An 18,631-nucleotide genomic window follows, 5' to 3' on the forward strand; every position below is an offset into this window, starting at 1 on the left:
CTTATAGCGCTAACACGAAGAAACCTGCGCACGTCGGCTTACTAAGAAGCGGAGGTCACAGGTAGAGTTGGCTGAGCAAGTACAGCGCAAAGTGAAAGAGTTTCAGCGGTGACCACCAGTCAGCAATCCGACGACAGCCAGAAGACCCCCCTGCCGCAGGCCGTAAAGCCTGCCGCGAAGCCGGTCGTAGCCCAGCCAGTCGTGCATTCCACGCCCCTTGACGAGGCAGCCAAATTTGCCCGTGTCGCCGAGGATGGCCACGTTTTCGTCATCATCGATGGCGCCGAGCACCCGGTCGGCCAGTACCCGGACGCGACCGCCGAGGAGGCCCTGGCGTATTTCGTGCGCAAATATGACGACGTTTTCTCCCAGCTGATGCTGCTGGAGCAGCGCGTGGCCGCCAAGGCCCCGGCCGGGGAGATGGGCAAGACCATCGACGCGCTGGCCGCCGCCGTGGCCGAACGCCACATGGTCGGAGACATCGCGCTGCTGGAATCGCGTCTGGAAACCGTGCGCGTCGCCGTGCAGGAGCTGTCCGCGGCCCAGCGCCAGGCCAACGAGGCCGCCCGCGCCGAGCAGCTCGCCGTGCGCGAGGGCATCGTCGAGCAGGCCGAGGCCATGGCCGCCAAGCGCCCCGAGCAGATCCAGTGGAAGACCGCCTCGGCGGCCATGAACGAGCTGTTCGAAAATTGGAAGGCCACCCAGCGTTCCTCCGTGCGCCTGCCGCGCGCCACCGAAGACGCACTGTGGAAGCGCTTCCGCGCCGCCCGCACGACCTTCGACCGCCACCGCCGCGCCTACTTCTCGCAGCTGGATTCCACCAACGCCGCGGCGAAGTCCGTCAAGGAGGAGCTGATCGCGCGCGCCGAGGCGCTGCAGGATTCCACCGACTGGGCCGCCACCGCCGCCGAGTACCGCAAGCTCATGGACGAGTGGAAGAAGTCGCGCCGTGCCTCGCGCAAGGACGACGACCAGCTCTGGGGCCGCTTCCGCGCCGCCCAGGACGTGTTCTTCCAGGCCCGCGCCGAGGCCAACGCCGCCGTGGACGCCGAATTCGCCGCCAACCTGGTGGTGAAGGAAGCGCTGCTGGAGGAAGCCCGCGCGCTGCTGCCGATCAACGACCTGGCCGCCGCCAAGGCCAAGCTGGATTCGATCCGCTCCCGCTGGGAGGAAGCCGGCAAGGTGCCGCGTGCCGACCTGCAGCGCATCGAGTCCGCGCTGCGCCAGGTCGAGGATGCGGTGAAGGGCGCCGAGGAGGAGCAGTGGCGCCGGTCGAACCCGGAGACCAAGGCCCGTTCGAACTCCATGCTCTCGCAGCTGCAGGAGACCATCGCCGCGTTGGAGGCCGACCTGGCCGCCGCGCAGGCCAAGGGCAACGCCAAGCAGATCGCGTCGGCCCAGGAAGCCCTGGATGCCCGCCGCATGTGGCTGAGCACCCTGGAGAAGTCGGCCGCCGACTTCGAGTAATAATCCACAGTTCGTCCGAACACCGCCAACGCGGCGGCGTGACCTGCTTCAGTAGCCTCATGGAGAATCTACATTCCACGGCTGCTGGACGGTGCGCCGCCGCGTTGCGCATTCCAGAGGATCTGCTGATTGCCGGCGAGCTATTCAGCCGCAATGAACTCGGTGCCATGGCGGGGCGCGGACTGGTGCGCGAAGCGATGGGCAACTGCTTCGTGCCCATGTTCTTCAGGTACGACGCCGGGGTGCGGGCGCGGATCGCCGCGTTCGTTTCCGGGCGGCAGCTGCAGCGCCACGACGTGATCTGCCGCGAGACCGCGGCCTGGGTGCACGGGCTGCTGCCCTACACCTTCGCGCTGCGGATCAATTCGCCCAGCTACCGGCGGCCCTACCGGCCGGGCAACGGGCTGCAGGTCAGCTTCTCGCAGCTGCAGCTGGCCGAGGAGGAGATCATCTTCCGCCAGCGGGTGAAGGTCACCAGCCTGCTGCGCACGGTCTGCGACTGCGCCGCCTACGATCCGCTGCCCACCGCCACCCGGGTGCTGGCGGAAGTGGTGCGGCTGGAGGACGACTTCCTGCACCTGGACGCGGTGGCGGGCCGGCTGGCGCAGTATCCCCCGCAGCCCGAGGTCTCCCGCGCGCTGCGGCTGGTCGAGTCCTTCGCGCCCGAGGGCCGGCTGGACCCGGGCCGCCCGGCCGCCGCCTAGCCGACCGCTAGCGGCGGGAACCTGCAGTGGTGCGGTACACGTCGTACACCCCGTCGATCCGCCGCACCTGGTTCAGCACGTGGCTCAGGAACTTCGGGTCGCCCATCTCGAAGGAGAAGCGGGAGATCGCCACCCGCTCCCTGCTGGTCTGCACCGAGGCGGAGAGGATGTTCAGGTGGTTCTCGGAGAGGATCCGGGTCACGTCGGAGAGCAGCGACTTGCGGTCCAGCGCCTCGACCTGGATTTCCACCAGGAAGACGCCGTTGTGCTTCGAGGCCCAGGAGACGTTCACGATGCGGTCGGGCTCCCCGGCCAGCTGGGCCAGGTTCAGGCAGTCGGTGCGGTGCACGGAGACGCCCGCGCCGCGGGTGACGAAGCCCTGGATCTCATCCGGCGGCACCGGGGTGCAGCAGCGGGCCAGCTTGACGAGCACGTCGCCCACGCCTTCCACGATCACGCCGGCGTCGTTTCCGGTGCGCTTCGAGGGGGTGGCGACCTTGACGACGGCTTCCTCGTCGACCTGCTCGGCCTCCGGGGGGCCGATGAGGGCGGTGAGGTGCTCGATGACGTTCTGCGCGCTGGTGTGTCCGTCGCCGACGGACTGGTAGAGCGCCGAGATGTCCGAGTGGTGCAACTCGCCGGCCACCGCGGAGAGCAGGTCGTGGGTCATCAGCTTCTGCAGCGGCAGCTGGTTGCGGCGCAGCTCCTTGGTGAGCAGCTCCTTGCCCTTCTCGATGGCTTCCTCGCGGCGTTCCTTGGAGAAGTAGCCGCGGATCTTGGCCTTGGCGCGCGGGGACTTGACGAAGTTCTGCCAGTCCTGGGACGGGCCGGCGCCCTCGGCCTTGGAGGTGAAGACCTCCACCACGTCGCCCTGCTTGAGCTCGGTGTGCAGCGGGACCAGCTTGCCGTTCACCCGGGAGCCGATGGTGCGGTGCCCGACATCGGTGTGGATGGAATAAGCGAAGTCCACCGGGGTGGAGCCCACCGGCAGCGACATGATGTCGCCCTTCGGGGTGAAGACGTACACCTCGGCGGAGCTGATGGTGTAGCGCAGCCCGTCCAGGAACTCCTCGGAGTCCTCGGTGTCGGCCTGCCATTCCATCAGCGAGCGCAGCCAGTCCATGTTCTGCTCCGGGGAGAGCATGGAGTTCGCGCTCTGCCCGTGCTTGTACTGGAAGTGCGCGGCGACGCCGTACTCGGCACGCACGTGCATGTCGTGGGTGCGGATCTGGATTTCCACCGGCTTGCCCTCGGGGCCCATCACGGTGGTGTGCAGCGACTGGTACAGGTTCAGCTTCGGGATCGCGATGTAGTCCTTGAAGCGGTTGGGCAGCGGGTTCCACTGCGCGTGCACCACACCCAGGGCGCCGTAGCAGTCCTTGACGTTGTCCACCAGGATGCGCACGCCCATGAGGTCGTGGATGTCGTCGAAGTCCTTGCCGCGCACGATCATCTTCTGGTAGATCGAGTAGTAGTGCTTCGGGCGGCCGGAGACCGCGGCGTGGATCGCCACCTCCCCCAGGTCCCTGTCCAGGGTCTGGCGGATATTGGCCAGGTACTTTTCGCGTTCGGGGGTGCGGTCCCCCACCATGCGCACGATCTCCTGGTAGACCAGCGGGTGCAGCGCGGCGAAGGACAGGTCCTCCAGCTCCCACTTGACCGTGTTCATGCCCAGCCGGTGCGCCAGCGGAGCGAAGATCTCCAGGGTTTCCTTGGCCTTGCGCGAGCTGGACTCGGGCGAGACGTAGCGCCAGGTGCGGGCGTTGTGCAGGCGGTCGGCCAGCTTGATCAGCAGCACGCGGATGTCGCGCGACATCGCCACCACCATCTTGCGCACGGTTTCGGCCGGGGCGGCGTCGCCGTAGGTGACCTTGTCCAGCTTCGTGACGCCGTCCACCAGCATCGCGATTTCCTCGGAGAACTCCTTCTTGACCGACTCCAGCGAGTACTCGGTGTCCTCCACGGTGTCGTGCAGCAGTGCGGCGGCCAGGATCGAGCCGGTCATGCCCATCTCGGCGAGGATCGTCGCCACGGCCACCGGATGCGTGATGTAGGGGTCACCGCTCTTGCGCTTCTGCCCCTCGTGGTACTTCTCCGCGACCTCGTAGGCGTGGACCAGCAGGTCCAGGTCCGCCTTGGGGTGCTTGGACTTCACGGTGCGCAGCAGCGGTTCCAGCGTCGGCGAGGTGCCCGGGGTGCTGCCGCGGCCGGCGAAGCGCACCAAACGTGAGATCGAGCGTCGTTTCGCATTGTTCAGGTTAGGCGTGTTGGCCATGCCCCGCTCCTTCCACGTTGCACCGGTCAAACAGAGACGGCGCCGTGCACGGCGAGGGAATCGCCAGGTGCCGACGCCACTGCCTGCGTTCGGTCGAGATCCGTGCCGCCGCGGGGGTTACCGCGGCTTCCAGTAAAAACACGTTCTCCAGTTTATTCGTTATAGCACGTGAACCCGGTGTCCACGAATTCCACGGCGTCACGGGTTAAGAAAATCGGCACCCGCCACACAGGTGGCGGGTGCCGATTCGCGTCGGGCTCGAGGCCGGCGGGCTAGGCCGCGGCGGCTTCCAGCTTCTTGGTGTGCGCGACGACCTCAGGGTCGTTGCGGCGCAGCCACGCGTACAGCGGGGCCTGGATGAAGATCGTGGACAGCGTGCCCACGATGATGCCGACGAACAGCGCCAGCGACAGGTCCTTGAGCGTACCGGCCCCCAGCAGGTAGGAGCCGATGAACAGGATCGCGGCGACCGGAAGGACCGCGACCACGGAGGTGTTGATCGAGCGGACCAGGGTCTGGTTGACCGCCAGGTTCACCTGCTGTTCGAAGGTGCGCTCATTGCGCTTGGAGAAGTCCTTCGTGTTCTCGCGGATCTTGTCGAACACCACGACGGTGTCGTACAGCGAGTAGCTCAGGATCGTCAGGAAGCCGATGATCGCGCTCGGGGTGATCTCGAAACCGGTGAGCGAGTAGATGCCCCCGGTCACGACGATCACCGTGAACAGGCCGATGAGGGCGGCCAGCGACATCTTCCAGGTGCGGAAGTAGGCGGCCATCAGCAGGCCCACGAGCAGCACGAACACCAGCAGGCCGACCAGGGCCTGGCGGGAGACGTCCTGCCCCCAGGTCGGGCCGATGAAGTTGCTGGTGACCTCGTTGGCGCTCACGCCGTAGCCGGCGGCCAGGTCCTTGGCGATGGCCAGGGTCTGGTCGTCGGAGAGCAGCTCGGTCTGGATGCGCATGGTGCCAGGGGCGATGTTGGTGACGGTCGCCATGGCCTCCGGCGCGACGGCCTTGACGGCCTGCTCGCCGATGCCCTGCTCGGTGTGGGTGGTGTTGGAGACGGTGAACTCCGAGCCGCCGCGGAAGTCGATGCCCAGGTTGAAGCCGCCCTTGACGACGGGCAGCAGGATCGACAACACGACCAGTACTGCCGCGATGCTGAACCACAGGCGGTGCTTGGAGGTGAACGGGTAGGAGCGTTTGCCCGTGTAGAGCTCGTTGCCCCACGTGACCAGCTTATTCATTGTTCTCCTCCTGCGCCTTGTCCTTCGCGGTCTTCGCCCCGGCCGGGGCGGAGTTCGCTTCGGCGCGGCGGCGTTCGGCGATGGTCATGCGCTTGGCTGCCTCAACGCCCGCCTTCTGGTTCTTCTTCCCGCGGTTCGCTTCCACATTGTCGGTGAAGCGGCGGATCTGGCCCGCGCCCTTGTACAGCGGTTCGGCGCCCAGCAGCGAGGGATCCAGGCCGGAGAAGCGGTGGCCCTCGGCGAAGAACTTCGTGCGGGCCAGCAGCACCAGCGTCGGGTGGGTCATGCCGTACACGACCACGAGGTCGATGACGGCGGTCAGGCCCAGGGTGAAGGCGAAGCCTCGCACGTTGCCCACGGCCACGATGTACAGCACCACGGCCGCCAGCACGTTGACTGCCTTGGAGGCCAGGATGGTGCGCTCTGCGCGCTTCCAGCCGACCGCCACGGCGCTGGCCAGCGGGCGTCCGTCGCGCAGCTCGTCGCGCACGCGTTCGAAGTACACGATGAACGAGTCCGCGATCAGGCCGATGGCAACGATCAGGCCGGCCACGCCGGCCAGCGACAGCCGGTAGTTCATGCCCCAGCCCAGCAGCACCAGCGCCAGGTAGGTCAGCACGCCGGAGGCCAGCAGCGACGCGATGGTCACGAAGCCCAGCGCGCGGTACTGGAAGATCGAGTAGATGAACACCGCGATCAGGCCGATGATGCCGGCGATCAGGCCGGCCTTGAGCTGGTCGGCGCCCAGGGTTGCCGATACCTGCTGCTCGGACTGGATGTCGAAGCTGATCGGCAGGGCGCCGTACTTCAGCTGCTCGGCCAGCGCCTGGCTGGTCTCCTGGGTGAAGCCGCCGGAAATCTGCGGGCGGCCGTCGGAGATCACGGCGTTGGTGGTCGGAGCGGAGATGGTGTTGCCGTCGAGCACGATGGCGAACTGGTTGCGCGAACCGGTCAGCGAGATCAACCGCTGGGTGGTGTCCGCGAAAGTCTTGGTGCCCTCGGAGTTGAACTCGATGACCACCACCCATTCGCCGGTGACCGAGCCGTTCACGCCGCGCGCCAGCTGGGCGTAGGCGTCGGAAATCTGGTCGCCGGGAATCTCCTGCGGGCCGAGGATGTACTTCACGCCCATGCGCTCATCGCACGAGATCATCGGTTTGGCCGGATCATGGGTGGTGGTGCTGGATTCCTTCAGCTCGGTCGGGCAGTCGTAGGCCTCGAACTGCTGGTAGAGCTCCGGGGTGATCCAGTTGGTGTCCGAGGGATTCTCCGGCTTGCCGGTCGGCTTGGGCAGGTCCTTGGCAGGGGTGAGGTCGGCCTCGGGGGTCGCCGTGTAGGCTCCGGTGATCAGCACCGGGCGGAACTCCATGTTCGCCGAGGCCTGGATCAGGTCGCGGGTCTCCTGGGTCGGGACGCCCGGCATCGAAACGACGACGTTGCGCCCGGACTGGGTGGTGATCTCCGATTCGGTCACGCCGGCGCCGTCAACACGCTGGCGGATGATCTCCACCGCCTGGTCCAGTTGTTCCTGGCTGATCGCCTGGTCGCCCTGGACACGCGGGGCCAGGATCATCTGGGTGCCGCCTTCCAGGTCCAGCGCGAGCTTCGGTGCGAAGCTCGTCTTGCCGCTGAGTACGCCGCCCACCAGCACGCCGGAGGCGATGAGGAAGACCACCAGCAGCCACAGCAAGGCTTTGCGTGCCTGCTTCACAGGTCTAATTGATGACATCTAATGTGCTTTCTCGTCTAGGCGGACCAAGGCGGGCCGCCGCGATTCTGCCTGGTTAGGCGTTGCGCTCGTCCTTGCCTTCGTCATTCAGGCGGCGAAGGGACTCCTCCGGGGTTTCCGCGGTGGCCGACGGGGCGTCGGCCTCGGTCACGGCAGGAGCTGCCGCAGCGCCGTCGCTGTCCAGGAACGTGGAGATGGCCTGGCGGTGCAGGGTCAGCACCACGCCGTTGGCGACCTCGACCTGCACGCGGTCCTCGGCGTCGATACCGACGACGGTGCCGAAGATGCCGGAGTTGGTCATGACCTTCGCGCCCGGGACGGTGTTGTCCTTCAGCTTTGCCTGCTGGGCTGCCTGCTTCTTGCGCCCGCGGAACATCATGAAGATCAGCACTGCGAACAGTGCGATCATCAGGATCATCGAGGGGTTGAAAGCGCCACCGGCGGCCTGGGCGATCACCAGAGAGTTCACGTAAATTACCTGCTAACGATTCGTTGCGAATGCTGAAAATTCCGGATGCTGCAGGCGTCGGCGACGCGCAGAACAGCAAAGACGCCCCACCCAGGCCCGGTTAAGGGCATAGGTCAGGCGTCTTTAGTCTAATGGGTGAGCGACTACTGGCGAACCATTTACGCGTCAGGTGAAGTTATGCTGATCTAATCCTCATCGTTTTCATAGCTTTGCGCACTGGCGAAAATTGCGTCCTTGGGCATGGCAATCCCCAAATGCTTCCAGGCGCTGGGCATCGCGATGCGTCCGCGCGGAGTACGCCCCATCAGGCCCTCGCGCACCAGGTACGGCTCGGCGACGGTTTCCACCGTCTCGGTTTCCTCGCCGACGGCGATGGCCAGGGTGGACAAGCCTACCGGTCCCCCGCCGAACTTCAGGCACAGCGCCTCGAGCACCGAGCGGTCGAGCCGGTCCAGCCCTTTCGAGTCCACCTCGTACATGTCCAGCGCGGCAGCCGCGGACTGCGCGTCGATCTCCTCGAGCTTGTGCACCAGGGCCCAGTCGCGTACGCGGCGCAGCAGGCGGTTGGCGATACGCGGGGTGCCGCGGGAACGTCCGGCGATTTCCGAGAAGGCCGCCGAGGTGACGCGAAGGTCAAGCATCATGGCCGAGCGGCGCAGCACCAGCTCGAGTTCCTCGACGGTGTAGAACTCCAGGTGGCCGGTGAAGCCGAAGCGGTCGCGCAGCGGACCCGGCAGCAGGCCTGCGCGGGTGGTGGCGCCGACCAGGGTGAACGGCGGCAGATCCAGCGGGATCGCGGTGGCGCCGGCGCCCTTGCCCACCACGATGTCGACGCGGAAGTCCTCCATCGCCATGTAGAGCATCTCCTCTGCCGGACGCGACATGCGGTGGATCTCGTCCAGGAACAGCACTTCGCCCTCGGTCAACGACGACAGGATTGCGGCCAGGTCGCCGGCATGCTGGATGGCGGGTCCCGAAGAGATGCGCAGCGGGGCGTTCATCTCCGCGGCGATGATCATCGACAGGGTGGTTTTGCCCAGCCCCGGAGGGCCGGAGAGCAACACGTGGTCGGCGCTGCGTTCGCGGATCTTGGCCGCTTCGAGCACCAGGGAGAGCTGCTGGCGCACGCGGGACTGGCCCACGAAGTCGTCCAGGTTGCGAGGACGCAGCGCGGCTTCCAGCACATGCTCCTCGGGTTCGCTTCCGGCGTGGGTCAGCGGTTTGGAATCAGACACGGGATCATCCTATCGGGCGCGGTTGGCGCTGGACATGCTGCGCAGGGCCGCACGGAGGATGTCGGCCACGTTGCCGGTGGCGACGATTTCTGGATCCGCCTTGGACAGGGCCTTGAGCGTGGCGGTCGCGTCCTTCTCGCTCCAGCCCAACCCGGTGAGCGCCTCGATCACCTGGGGTTCCCAGACCGACGCGGAACCGCCGGCCGCGGACGCGGAGGAGACCGGCGCACCGGTGGGCACGAGCTTGCCGTTCAGCTCCAGCACGATGCGGCTGGCGCCCTTGGGGCCGATGCCCGAGACCTTGGTGAAGGCGGCGGTGTCCTTGGTGTTGGCGGCGATGCGCACCTCTTCGGGGGTATGCACGGCGAGGATGGCCAGACCGGTGCGCGGACCGATGCCGGAAACGCCGATCAGCACCTCGAAGACGTCGCGCTCCTCGGTGGTGGCAAAGCCGAACAGGGTCATGGAGTCCTCGCGCACCACCATCGAGGTGTGCACGGTGGCTTCGCGGCCCTGGTGCAGGGTGGACAGCGTGCCGGGGGTGGCATTGACCAACATGCCAAAGCCGTTCACGTTGAGCACGGCGGTGTTCAGGGACACCGCTTGGACGGTGCCGGTCAATGAGCTGATCATGCCACTCCTTGGGATATATGTTCGATCCCAGACAGTTTATCGAAGATACCTACGAAGCGCGACGCCTACGCATCGCCGGTGAGTCTCAGCGCCGGGCGGCGCGGTGCTTGGACGAGGCCTCGGCGGCGATCCAGGCGCGCTGGGCTGAGGTGAGCTGCTGGGAACCGCTGGAGCTGGCAGCGGAGGCCGAGGCGTTTGATCCGGCGGCGGCCCCACGCCAAGCGTGGGCGATTGCCAGGGCCACCGCGTCGGCGGCGTCGGCCGGCTTGGGCGGTTCATCCAGATGGCAGATCTTGGCGACCATCTTGCCGATGGCTGCCTTCGTGGCCTGCCCGGAACCGGTGACCGCGGCCTTAACCTCGGTCGGGGTGTGGAGCGCCACGGGAATGCCGCGGCGCGCGGAGGCGGTGATGACGATGCCGGTGACCTGCGCGGTGCCGATCACCGTGGACACGTTGACCTGGGCGAAAACCCGTTCAATGGCCAGCACGTCCGGCTTGTGGGTGTCCAGCCAGGCATCGATCGCATTCGCGATGGTCAACAGACGGGCATCCAGCGGGGTGCCCGGCGGCGTCCCGGCGACGGTGACGTCGACCAGCTCGACCTGGCGGCTTGCAGAAACGTCGACCACGGCCAACCCGCAACGGGTCAGGCCGGGGTCGACGCCCACGACTCGAAGGGACAAACCCTAGCTCTCTTCGTCCAGAGCTGCGCGAACCTCGTCGGAGAGGTCTGCGTTGGTGTAGACGTTCTGCACGTCGTCCAGTTCTTCCAGTGCGTCGAACAGCTTCAGGAACTTGCGCGCTCCATCCACGTCCAGGTCCACCTTCATGGAAGGCAGGAATTCCATTTCGTCGGACTCGTAGTCGATTTCCGCCTCGTCCAGGGCGGTGGCGACTGCACGCAGGTCGCTCGGTTCGCAGACGATGGCGAAGGTTTCGTCCTCGTCCAGAATCTCGTCGGCGCCGGCATCCAGGACAACCATCAGCAGGTCGTCTTCGGTCAGCTCGCCCTTTGGCAGGCGGACAACACCCTTGCGGGCAAACAGGTAGCTCACGGAGCCCGGGTCGGCGATTGAGCCGCCGTTACGGGTGATTCCGACGCGGACCTCGGATGCTGCTCGGTTCTTGTTGTCGGTGAGGCATTCGATCAGCAGCGCGGAGCCCTGCGGGCCGCGAGCTTCGTAGATGATCTCGGTGTAGTCAACAACCTCACCGGTCAAGCCGGCACCACGCTTAACGGCGCGGTCGATGTTGTTGATCGGCACGGAGTTCTTCTTGGCCTTGCTGACTGCAAGTTCAAGAGCAGGGTTACCGGCCAGGTCAGCACCGCCGGCACGGGCTGCTACTTCAATGCCCTTGATGAATTTTGCGAAGGCCTTGGCGCGCTTGGCGTCAATGGCAGCCTTCTTGTGCTTGGTTGTTGCCCATTTGGAGTGGCCTGACATGCTTTAAGCGTCTCCTCGCGTGATGTTGATAAAGAATTCGTGGATGGCAGCGTTTCCGGATACCTCCGGATGAAAACTGGTTGCCAACAGATTTCCCTGACGTACTGCAACAATTCTACCTTGTGACGTCGGATCCGCTCCGGGTACCGTGCTGATCACTTCAACACCCTCACCGACCTGCACCGCTTCTGGTGCACGGATGAACACCGCTTCTATGTTCGTACCGTTGAAATCCAAACGGTTCTCGAACGAATCAACCTGGCGACCGAAGGCGTTGCGCCGCACAGTCATATCTATGCCGCCGAAGGTCTCCTGCACCGCGCCGTTGCTGGCAACCGCCGGATTTTCAAGGCGGTCCGCAAGCATGATCATGCCGGCACACGAACCATAGGCCGGCATGCCCTCCGAGATGCGTCGGCGAATTGGCTCCGCAAGACCGTAGTTGCGCGAAAGCCGGTCGATCACGGACGACTCGCCGCCGGGAATGACTAGTGCATCGATCCGTTCAAGATCTTCCACGGTACGCACGGGCACGGCTACTTCACCGAGGTCGGTCAACGAAGCAAGATGTTCGCGGAAATCACCCTGCAATGCAAGGACGCCAAAGAGCGGCATGTTTCTACCTTCACAATTGAATCGATCCCCCACAGGTCCAGTACTTTGACTGCGGAACCCATGGGATCGGCGCGCCGGCAATCCAGGAAGCGCCGGATCAACGTTATTCCTCCGCCACGTCCAGCGTCGGTTTTGTTACCAGGCGTGTCGCGATTCTTTCGCATCGCCAGAAGAACCTTTGACAGCTTCGATCACGACCGTGGTCGAACTCTGTCGCATGCACTCGGACACCGTGGAATCAATGGTTGGGGAGCCTCTTCATGCTTGCGCTGCAAAATTCCGTCAATTGGGACTGCGCACTCATCGAGACTTATCCACAGATTTGAGCAAAACTCTCCCATTCCATGGCCTCCGGGCATAGGATGACGCTCACTACGGCATCCCAGTGATTACGGAGAGTTCCCATGAGCGCTCGGAAAATTGCATGTGTAGCGCTGCTTGCAGCCGGCTCAATCGCACTTGCAGCGTGCGATTCGGGTTCTACTGCTCCGCCGACTCAGACTCCGACCCAGAGTCAGGATAATCAGGGAGGAAGTTCTGCTCCTTCAGAAACCTCAACCGCTGCACCGAAGGCCACGGAAAAGTATGAGCCGGCCACAGCGGCGGCCCCCGCCAAGAATGTGCCTATTCCTACGATGCCAGCTGTTGCCAAGAATAATTCGGACGATGGTGCTAAAAGTTTCGCTGAGTACTACTTTTCCCTGATCAATTACTCGATTGAGACAAATGATGTTTCCTTAATTAAAAAGGTAACAACCCGTCAGTGCCAAGTATGCGGAGAAGACATTATTGACCCGGCCGGGCGAGCCAAACAGAAGAATATGTGGCAGGTTGGCGGGAAGCATCATTTTGAAGTTATAGATGTCTATAAAACAGCAAATAATAGAACAGTCGTTTCGCTTAGATACAAAGTTGATGAGTCTGAATTTTATATTATGAAATACAAACCTGAAGCTAAACTTGAAAGCCTTCCGTCAACAATCCTTGCATTGAATCTCCTGTACGACAAGGGTTGGAAAGTAGACAGCATTGTCGGTGAAAGTTAGCTACAGATGAGCAAATTATTTGGAATCATCCTATTGTCGTTCGTGATATTTGCGCCGCTTCCTGGTTCTAGTATTCGGATGGAGAGTGACGTAATTTGCCCAGAATTCATCATGCGTGTAAACCCGAAGGACATCCAACAGTCAAGTGATGAATGTCCCGCGGGGGAAAGCGAAGATTACTCACCTACGGAGCCATGGTTTCAAGAACCCCATAGTACAAAAAAGAAAGAAAAACCCAGATACAAGGTCCGGGAGTATGATACGTGCATTCCAGGAATGGAAGTGGTCCTCGGCTGTAAAAGCAATCCTGATGTCAAAGCATGCAAAGACGGTTCCTACCCTATTCAACGTCAAGTTGTTGATCTCCAAGGCCTTGTATTGCAGCAATACTCGTATTGCCCAGGAGACCCTGTTCCAACCCCTGAAGGCGCAACGATCCGTGAGGAAGAAATTCGCGTAACGCCTGCGATGTTTAGATCCTTCCCCATACTTGAATCAAGGATAAGCAGCGATCCAGACGGTTTCTCACTGAAAAACGGCAACACCCACTTTTGGGCCATTCGAAGAACTCAAGAGTTCCAGTCCAATTTTTCAGGCTCAGATGTCCGTATTAAGGCGATTCCAATACAGTGGAATTGGAGTTATGGCGATGGAACTACACGGAGTCTCAATTTTCCTGGGGAAGCCACCCCTGAGCACACCCTGCATGATGAAACACCTACAAGTCATGTCTATAAAGAAACAGGGCCGTACAGCGTCGGTGTTACAACACTGTATCGTGGCGAATTCAGTGTAGACGGAGGCCCATGGCAAAGGATCCCAGGTCAAGCCGCTATACCCAGTACGCCGATACAGATCGATGTCTGGAAAACCAAGAAAGAATTGATCGCCAACGAGTAGTCGAGCCGGGGCGATTCAGGGCAATGTCCACTCCTCCAAACCGTGTTCAACAGCGTCGTAGATGTCAACAGTCTTCAATGTGCGTTCTAGTGACGCGTTAGCGTCACCCTCGGTTACACATGTTTGCGAAGTTGCCACCTGACACCAGGTTACTGGCGCCTTGCTTAGCTGGTGAGGCACCCATTGCAGCTTTGATACGTCCCAGCTCTCGCCATCTCGGGTGAATGTCGCCTTAACGCTGATTCCTTCGCGATTCAGGATCGTAGGAGTCGCGTGTTTCGCGACCGAATTCCCCAGCCCATACACGATCCAGGTTCCCTTGTACTTCTCTATCGGCAGGACAGAGTGCGTATGGTGCATGTAGATGAAATCGAACTCCCCCGAGCTGGCCAAGGCGCGGCCCAATTTTCGCTGGGCTTCCGTTGGCCTATTAGTGTATTCAGCGCCTTCATGCACTGCTGCGACAACAATATCGGCCCCACCCTGCCGTGCGGATTTGGCACGATCAATGAGCTTTGCCGGGTTGACCCCCGTATCGACGCGCCAATCGGTATCGGCGCTCATGCCGTTCAATGAATATGTTGTGGCTATGACACCGAGCTTCACGCCCTTGATATCCATAATGGGTGGTTGTTTGGAGTCCTTCTCGCTTTCATAGCTACCGGTGGAAAACATTTCGTGTTTCGCCAGAGTTTCGAGGGTCCGCATGACGCCCTTCGTACCGGCATCCACGGTGTGGTTTGTCGCGGTAGTACAACCGTCGTAACCAATGTCGGCCAGATCCGAGACGATCTGCGATGGAACGGTGAACATCGGATACCCCGAATACGGAGGGGTCCCGATCGGCGTCTCCAGATTGCATATGGCCGCATCTGCGTCCTGAACATAGGGCTTCAGGCCTGCCAAGAGCGGCTTGAAATCGAAGTCCTTGCCGTGGCCACCGGTTTTCCCAGCAGCCGTAGCTGCCTCATCCAGCAGTTGCGGGTGGAGCAGCACATCCCCTGTGACCATCAGGGACAGCTCCTGCGGTAGCTCGTTTACAGTTTCTTTCGGGGAATCTGTGCTCGTGGCTGGCTGCGTCGCTTCGAGCTCCGGTGCGGCCGACGGTGGCGGCACTGCACTTGGTTGCGTGTTCGGCGAAGCGTTGCATCCAGACAGGAGAGCCGCAGGAAGCATAAGCGATGCGGTCAGCGCAGCGAATCGAATCGGCAAGGGAATGGTCATACGCCACAGCTTACCCGTGGATGGCAGTTCGCCCTTGGCATGACAGCAGCGTCAATGCAAGCTGCGTCACGTTGACTATGGGAACCTTATGGCATGTCGAATCAGCTTCTTTCTCCCAGCGAAAACCCTTATCAGTGGCCGGAGTTCCAGGCACTTACTGCCGAGGACTATGTTGTTGCAGCGCGCCAAGGAGCTGCCTTACAGCTTGAAGAGCTGGACGCGATTACTTCCAACAGCGAACCCGCGACATTCGAGAACACGCTGCTCGCCCTTGAAGCCTCGGGACAGGTGCTTCGACGCACGCTAATGACGTACTTCACCGTGCTCTCAGCGCACGGAACCGAGGATCTGCGTGCGATCCAAAGCGAGATGTCGAGCATCATGACACGCCAGCAGGATGCCATCCACCTAAATGAAACGTTGTTTTCTCGTTTACAAGCGTTAGATCTCAATGCTCTGGAGGGTGAAGACGCGCGGCTGGCCGATCAGACGCTGAGGGAATTCGAGCTGGCAGGCGCTGCGCTAGGCGCAGAAGCCAAGGGCAAGTTGTCGAAGCTGAATGAACAAATCTCGGAACTTTCCAGCCGGTTCTCTAATTTGGCATTGGAAAACCAAAACGCACACGCAGTGCATTTTGCCGATGCCGTTGAACTTGAAGGACTAGGTGAAGCGGCCATCGCGTCGGCGGCTAAGGCCGCCTTGGACGCCGGGTACCGCGATGGTTTCTTGCTGCCGTTGGTTTCTCCTTCCCAGCAGCCTGTGCTTTCCCAACTTGCCCGCTCGGATTCCCGGCGCAAGGTGCATGAGGCTTCACTCTCCCGCGGGTTGAACTCGACCTTGGAGCTCGCGGCCGAAATGGCATCCCTGCGTGCAGAGCGGGCTTCGGTACTCGGCTTTTCCAATCATGCCGAAACGGTGCTTGCCGATGCAACGGCGCCAAGCACCGCGGCCGTGGCTGAACGGTTGGCGGAGCTGAGTGCCCCGGCCGTGCGCAATGCCAACGCCGAGGCGGCAATACTTTCCGAAGTTGCCGGCGGAGCGATCAATGCTTGGGACTGGCGCTACTATTCCGAAAAGGTTCTGCAGGAAAAGTATTCGGTGGACACCTCGGCCTTGCGCGAATACTTCGAGCTCGAGCGGGTACTGGTCCACGGCGTCTTTGCCACCGCAACCCGTTTGTATGGAATCACCTTTGCCGAGCGATTCGATCTGCCCGGGTACCACCCTGACGTCCGCGTCTGGGAGGTCTTCGATGCTGATGGCAGCGCACTGGCGTTGTATGCCGGTGATTTCCTGGCCCGCCCCACGAAGAAGGGCGGCGCCTGGATGACCACACTGCGCGACGGCGCATCGTTCCTCGACGAACGTCCGATTGTCACCAACACCTTGAACATTGCACCGGCGGCAGACGGTGAACCGGTGCTGTTGACGCTGGACGAGACCCATACTCTGTTCCACGAATTCGGCCACGCCTTGCACGGCATGTTTGCCAACGGCAAGTACGCTTCGCTATCCGGCACTTCGGTGCCGCGCGACTTCGTGGAATTCCCGTCGCAGGTCAACGAGATGTGGGCGCTGCATGAAGACGTCGTCGGCGGATATGCGAAGCACTACGCGACCGACGAGCCGCTGGATCCCTCCGTGCTCGACAGCCTGCGGGCTACTGAATTGTGGGGGCAGGGCTTCGCGACAACCGAATACCTGGCTGCGAGCGTTCTGGACTGGGCCTGGCACACCATCAAGCCGGGAACGGTGATCTCGGATCCGGAAGAGTTCGAGCAGCGTGTACTGGCCGATGCCGGATTCGATCCGCAGATGATTGCACCGCGCTACCGCACCGGTTACTTCCAACACATTTTCGCCAATGGCTACTCGGCTGGGTACTACTCCTATATTTGGAGTGAGGTGCTCGATGCCGACACTGTGCAGTGGTTCGCGGAAAATGGTGGCTTAATGCGGGAAAATGGTAATCGGTTCCGTGAGGAGCTGCTGTCGCGCGGGAACACGCGCGATCCCCTGAAGTCCTACAGATTGTTCCGCGGACGCAGTGCAGAGGTCGAACCGCTGCTGCGCCGTCGAGGATTGGTGAACGCAGAATAATGACGACGATTGCCTCCGCTCAGGAAGCGCTGAGCCACTGGCATCAGGCGCTGGCCGTTGCCACTGGCGGCAAGATCTTTACCACCCATGGGTGCTCGTGGGCATGGCAGCCGGTGCGCCGGCGCCTGGTGCTGCTCTTCCCGGAAAACCCGGAACCGGCTGGCCTGCGCCCCGCACTGGCCGAAGGCATGCGCTTGGGAGCACGCCGCGTGGAAGCCTGGGTTAATTCGGGTGCGGATTCCACGCAGCTCAAGTCCGCGGGGTTCAGCGACAACGCCCAGGTGTCATGGCATGCCGGGCCGCTGGCCATTCCCATGGACCGCTGGGAGGGAAAGATTCGCCTTGGCAACAACGTTCCGGAAGCAACCGGGGCCGATGCCGCTGAACTTGCAGTCACGAATCTGTGGCGTGAAGCCTCGCCACAGCTCTCCAGCGGGCACCCTGCGCTGCGCCGGGTGGAGCATGCTCTTGCCCGTACCGAAGAAGGCAACATTGTCGGCCGCGGTTTCGCTCAGCAGGGCCTCAGCGGCCAGCTGATGATCCATGCGCTGGCTGTCGGCAGCGACTTCCGTCGCCAGGGCATCGGCACGGCGCTGCTGCACGGCCTGTCGCGATCGATGATCAACCCGCTGGCTCCGGCCGAAGACGAAGGCCCAACCGAGCTGATCGCAGCGGCAACGCATTCCAGTGCCGACTTCTTCACGGCCAACGGGCTGAAGCTGCTCGGCCGCGGACGTCACATGGTGCTGCGTTCCTGGGTCTAGCCTCAAGCTGGAACAATTTGCCGCGTCAACGGCGGGATCACCACCGGTCCCGCCGTTGATGTGTTCTGGCGTGGACGCCGGAAGTCAGCCGCGCTTGCGTACTTCATATCGCAGTCTCGCAAACGGCCCGGCCTGCCGCGCCTCAACAAGGCGGAGCCGATGGCTGCCGATGGCCCGTGGCAGCAGCGAAGCGCCGGAAGCAACGGTCGCCGGGGCGATCGTCAGTGCCAGCTCGTCGAGTTCGTCGATGTCCAGGAACTGGCCGAGCAGTTCGCCTCCACCCAGCACCCAGATGTTCCCGTCGCCAGCGGTTGCACGAAGCTCGGGCAGATGCTGGGCGACTTGCCCCTGCAGGAAACGGACATCGGCACCCTCTGGGATCGGAAGGTCCCGATGGGTGAATACATACGTCGGCCGCTCACCGTAGTAGGCCTGCCACTTTGCGGGTTCATCCATGAACTTTTCATGTTCAAGAACCCATAGGTACGTGTTCGCTCCTTCGACGTGAACTGCGACGTCGGTGGGCAGCAGACCGGGGTCCGGATCATCGGCGCCTTCCACCTCGAACAGCCACTGCAGGCTGTGGTTTTCATCGGCCAGGAAACCGTTCAGCGTAACCGCTGCATCAAAAACTATCTTGCCCATACCGCTAGTCTAGCCACGCGAGAATTCTTGGCCGTGATCTGCCATTGACAGCCCGAGAGAGCCTGACGATCATGAAAGTCCCCATAGATCACAGTGTCTGGCTTGCACCGTGTCGCGGTGCCGACAAGCGG

At 62.5% G+C, this 18,631-nt stretch carries 17 protein-coding genes; 6 read left to right on the top strand and 11 right to left on the bottom strand.

The features are described from left to right. Positions 1-108: 108 nt before the first annotated feature. Together IEY43_RS09155 and IEY43_RS09160 are read left to right on the top strand one after the other, a co-directional pair. Positions 109-1,467 (top strand): DUF349 domain-containing protein, encoded by a 1,359-nt coding sequence (locus tag IEY43_RS09155; protein WP_188948299.1) that lies wholly within the window; start codon positions 109-111, stop codon positions 1,465-1,467. A 59-nt stretch (positions 1,468-1,526) separates the two neighbouring features. Beyond that, entirely contained in the window at positions 1,527-2,171 is a 645-nt protein-coding gene (locus IEY43_RS09160) for a hypothetical protein (RefSeq protein ID WP_188948300.1), read from the top strand. Between the two features lie 7 nt (positions 2,172-2,178). Here IEY43_RS09160 and IEY43_RS09165 read toward each other — a convergent pair whose 3' ends face one another. The 9 genes from IEY43_RS09165 to pdxT form a co-directional block, all read right to left on the bottom strand. Then, a complete protein-coding gene (locus tag IEY43_RS09165; RefSeq protein WP_188948301.1) occupies positions 2,179-4,446 on the bottom strand; it encodes a RelA/SpoT family protein in 2,268 nt (755 codons plus the stop codon). A gap of 272 nt (positions 4,447-4,718) precedes the next feature. After that, positions 4,719-5,693: a protein translocase subunit SecF gene (gene secF / locus IEY43_RS09170; protein WP_188948302.1), complete on the bottom strand. Its 975-nt coding sequence runs from the start codon at positions 5,691-5,693 to the stop codon at positions 4,719-4,721. After that, positions 5,686-7,422 carry a protein translocase subunit SecD gene (secD, locus tag IEY43_RS09175; protein ID WP_188948303.1) on the bottom strand — a complete coding sequence of 579 codons (1,737 nt, stop codon included), beginning with the start codon at positions 7,420-7,422 and terminating at the stop codon, positions 5,686-5,688. The genes secF and secD overlap by 8 nt, the downstream gene beginning before the upstream one ends. Positions 7,423-7,477: 55 nt before the next feature. Continuing rightward, positions 7,478-7,891, bottom strand: a complete 414-nt coding sequence (gene yajC, locus IEY43_RS09180; protein ID WP_188948304.1) for a preprotein translocase subunit YajC — start codon at positions 7,889-7,891, stop codon at positions 7,478-7,480. Positions 7,892-8,076: 185 nt separating this feature from the next. Further along, positions 8,077-9,126, bottom strand: coding sequence for a Holliday junction branch migration DNA helicase RuvB (gene ruvB / locus IEY43_RS09185; RefSeq protein ID WP_188948305.1), 1,050 nt, complete (start codon positions 9,124-9,126; stop codon positions 8,077-8,079). Between the two features lie 9 nt (positions 9,127-9,135). Beyond that, positions 9,136-9,759, bottom strand: coding sequence for a Holliday junction branch migration protein RuvA (gene ruvA / locus IEY43_RS09190; RefSeq protein WP_188948306.1), 624 nt, complete (start codon positions 9,757-9,759; stop codon positions 9,136-9,138). 85 nt (positions 9,760-9,844) lie between these two features. Beyond that, complete coding sequence (gene ruvC / locus IEY43_RS09195; protein WP_188948307.1) at positions 9,845-10,444, bottom strand: crossover junction endodeoxyribonuclease RuvC; 600 nt, start codon at positions 10,442-10,444, stop codon at positions 9,845-9,847. Positions 10,445-10,447: 3 nt separating this feature from the next. Continuing rightward, positions 10,448-11,206 (bottom strand): YebC/PmpR family DNA-binding transcriptional regulator, encoded by a 759-nt coding sequence (locus IEY43_RS09200; protein WP_188948308.1) that lies wholly within the window; start codon positions 11,204-11,206, stop codon positions 10,448-10,450. Between the two features lie 3 nt (positions 11,207-11,209). Beyond that, positions 11,210-11,821: a pyridoxal 5'-phosphate synthase glutaminase subunit PdxT gene (pdxT, locus tag IEY43_RS09205; RefSeq protein WP_188948309.1), complete on the bottom strand. Its 612-nt coding sequence runs from the start codon at positions 11,819-11,821 to the stop codon at positions 11,210-11,212. Between the two features lie 404 nt (positions 11,822-12,225). Here pdxT and IEY43_RS09210 point away from each other — a divergent pair, with 404 nt between their 5' ends. Next, a complete protein-coding gene (locus tag IEY43_RS09210) occupies positions 12,226-12,867 on the top strand; it encodes a DUF6318 family protein (protein ID WP_188948310.1) in 642 nt (213 codons plus the stop codon). 6 nt (positions 12,868-12,873) lie between these two features. Next, a complete protein-coding gene (locus IEY43_RS09215; protein WP_188948311.1) occupies positions 12,874-13,767 on the top strand; it encodes a hypothetical protein in 894 nt (297 codons plus the stop codon). A gap of 15 nt (positions 13,768-13,782) precedes the next feature. Here the strand turns inward: IEY43_RS09215 and IEY43_RS09220 are convergent, their stop codons facing one another. Next, positions 13,783-14,991, bottom strand: coding sequence for a CapA family protein (locus IEY43_RS09220; RefSeq protein WP_188948312.1), 1,209 nt, complete (start codon positions 14,989-14,991; stop codon positions 13,783-13,785). Between the two features lie 93 nt (positions 14,992-15,084). On the opposite strand from IEY43_RS09220, the gene IEY43_RS09225 reads away from it, so the two are divergent. Together IEY43_RS09225 and IEY43_RS09230 are read left to right on the top strand one after the other, a co-directional pair. After that, positions 15,085-17,091, top strand: coding sequence for a M3 family metallopeptidase (locus IEY43_RS09225; protein WP_188948313.1), 2,007 nt, complete (start codon positions 15,085-15,087; stop codon positions 17,089-17,091). Beyond that, entirely contained in the window at positions 17,091-17,855 is a 765-nt protein-coding gene (locus IEY43_RS09230) for a GNAT family N-acetyltransferase (protein WP_188948314.1), read from the top strand. The genes IEY43_RS09225 and IEY43_RS09230 overlap by 1 nt, the downstream gene beginning before the upstream one ends. Positions 17,856-17,939: 84 nt before the next feature. Here IEY43_RS09230 and IEY43_RS09235 read toward each other — a convergent pair whose 3' ends face one another. Continuing rightward, on the bottom strand, positions 17,940-18,500 hold the full coding sequence (locus tag IEY43_RS09235; protein ID WP_188948315.1) for a dihydrofolate reductase family protein: 561 nt from the start codon (positions 18,498-18,500) through the stop codon (positions 17,940-17,942). Between the last annotated feature and the right edge of the window lie 131 nt (positions 18,501-18,631).

Origin of the sequence: Glutamicibacter protophormiae (assembly GCF_014647495.1) — a bacterium.
GTDB classification, from domain to species: Bacteria; Actinomycetota; Actinomycetes; order Actinomycetales; family Micrococcaceae; genus Glutamicibacter; species Glutamicibacter protophormiae.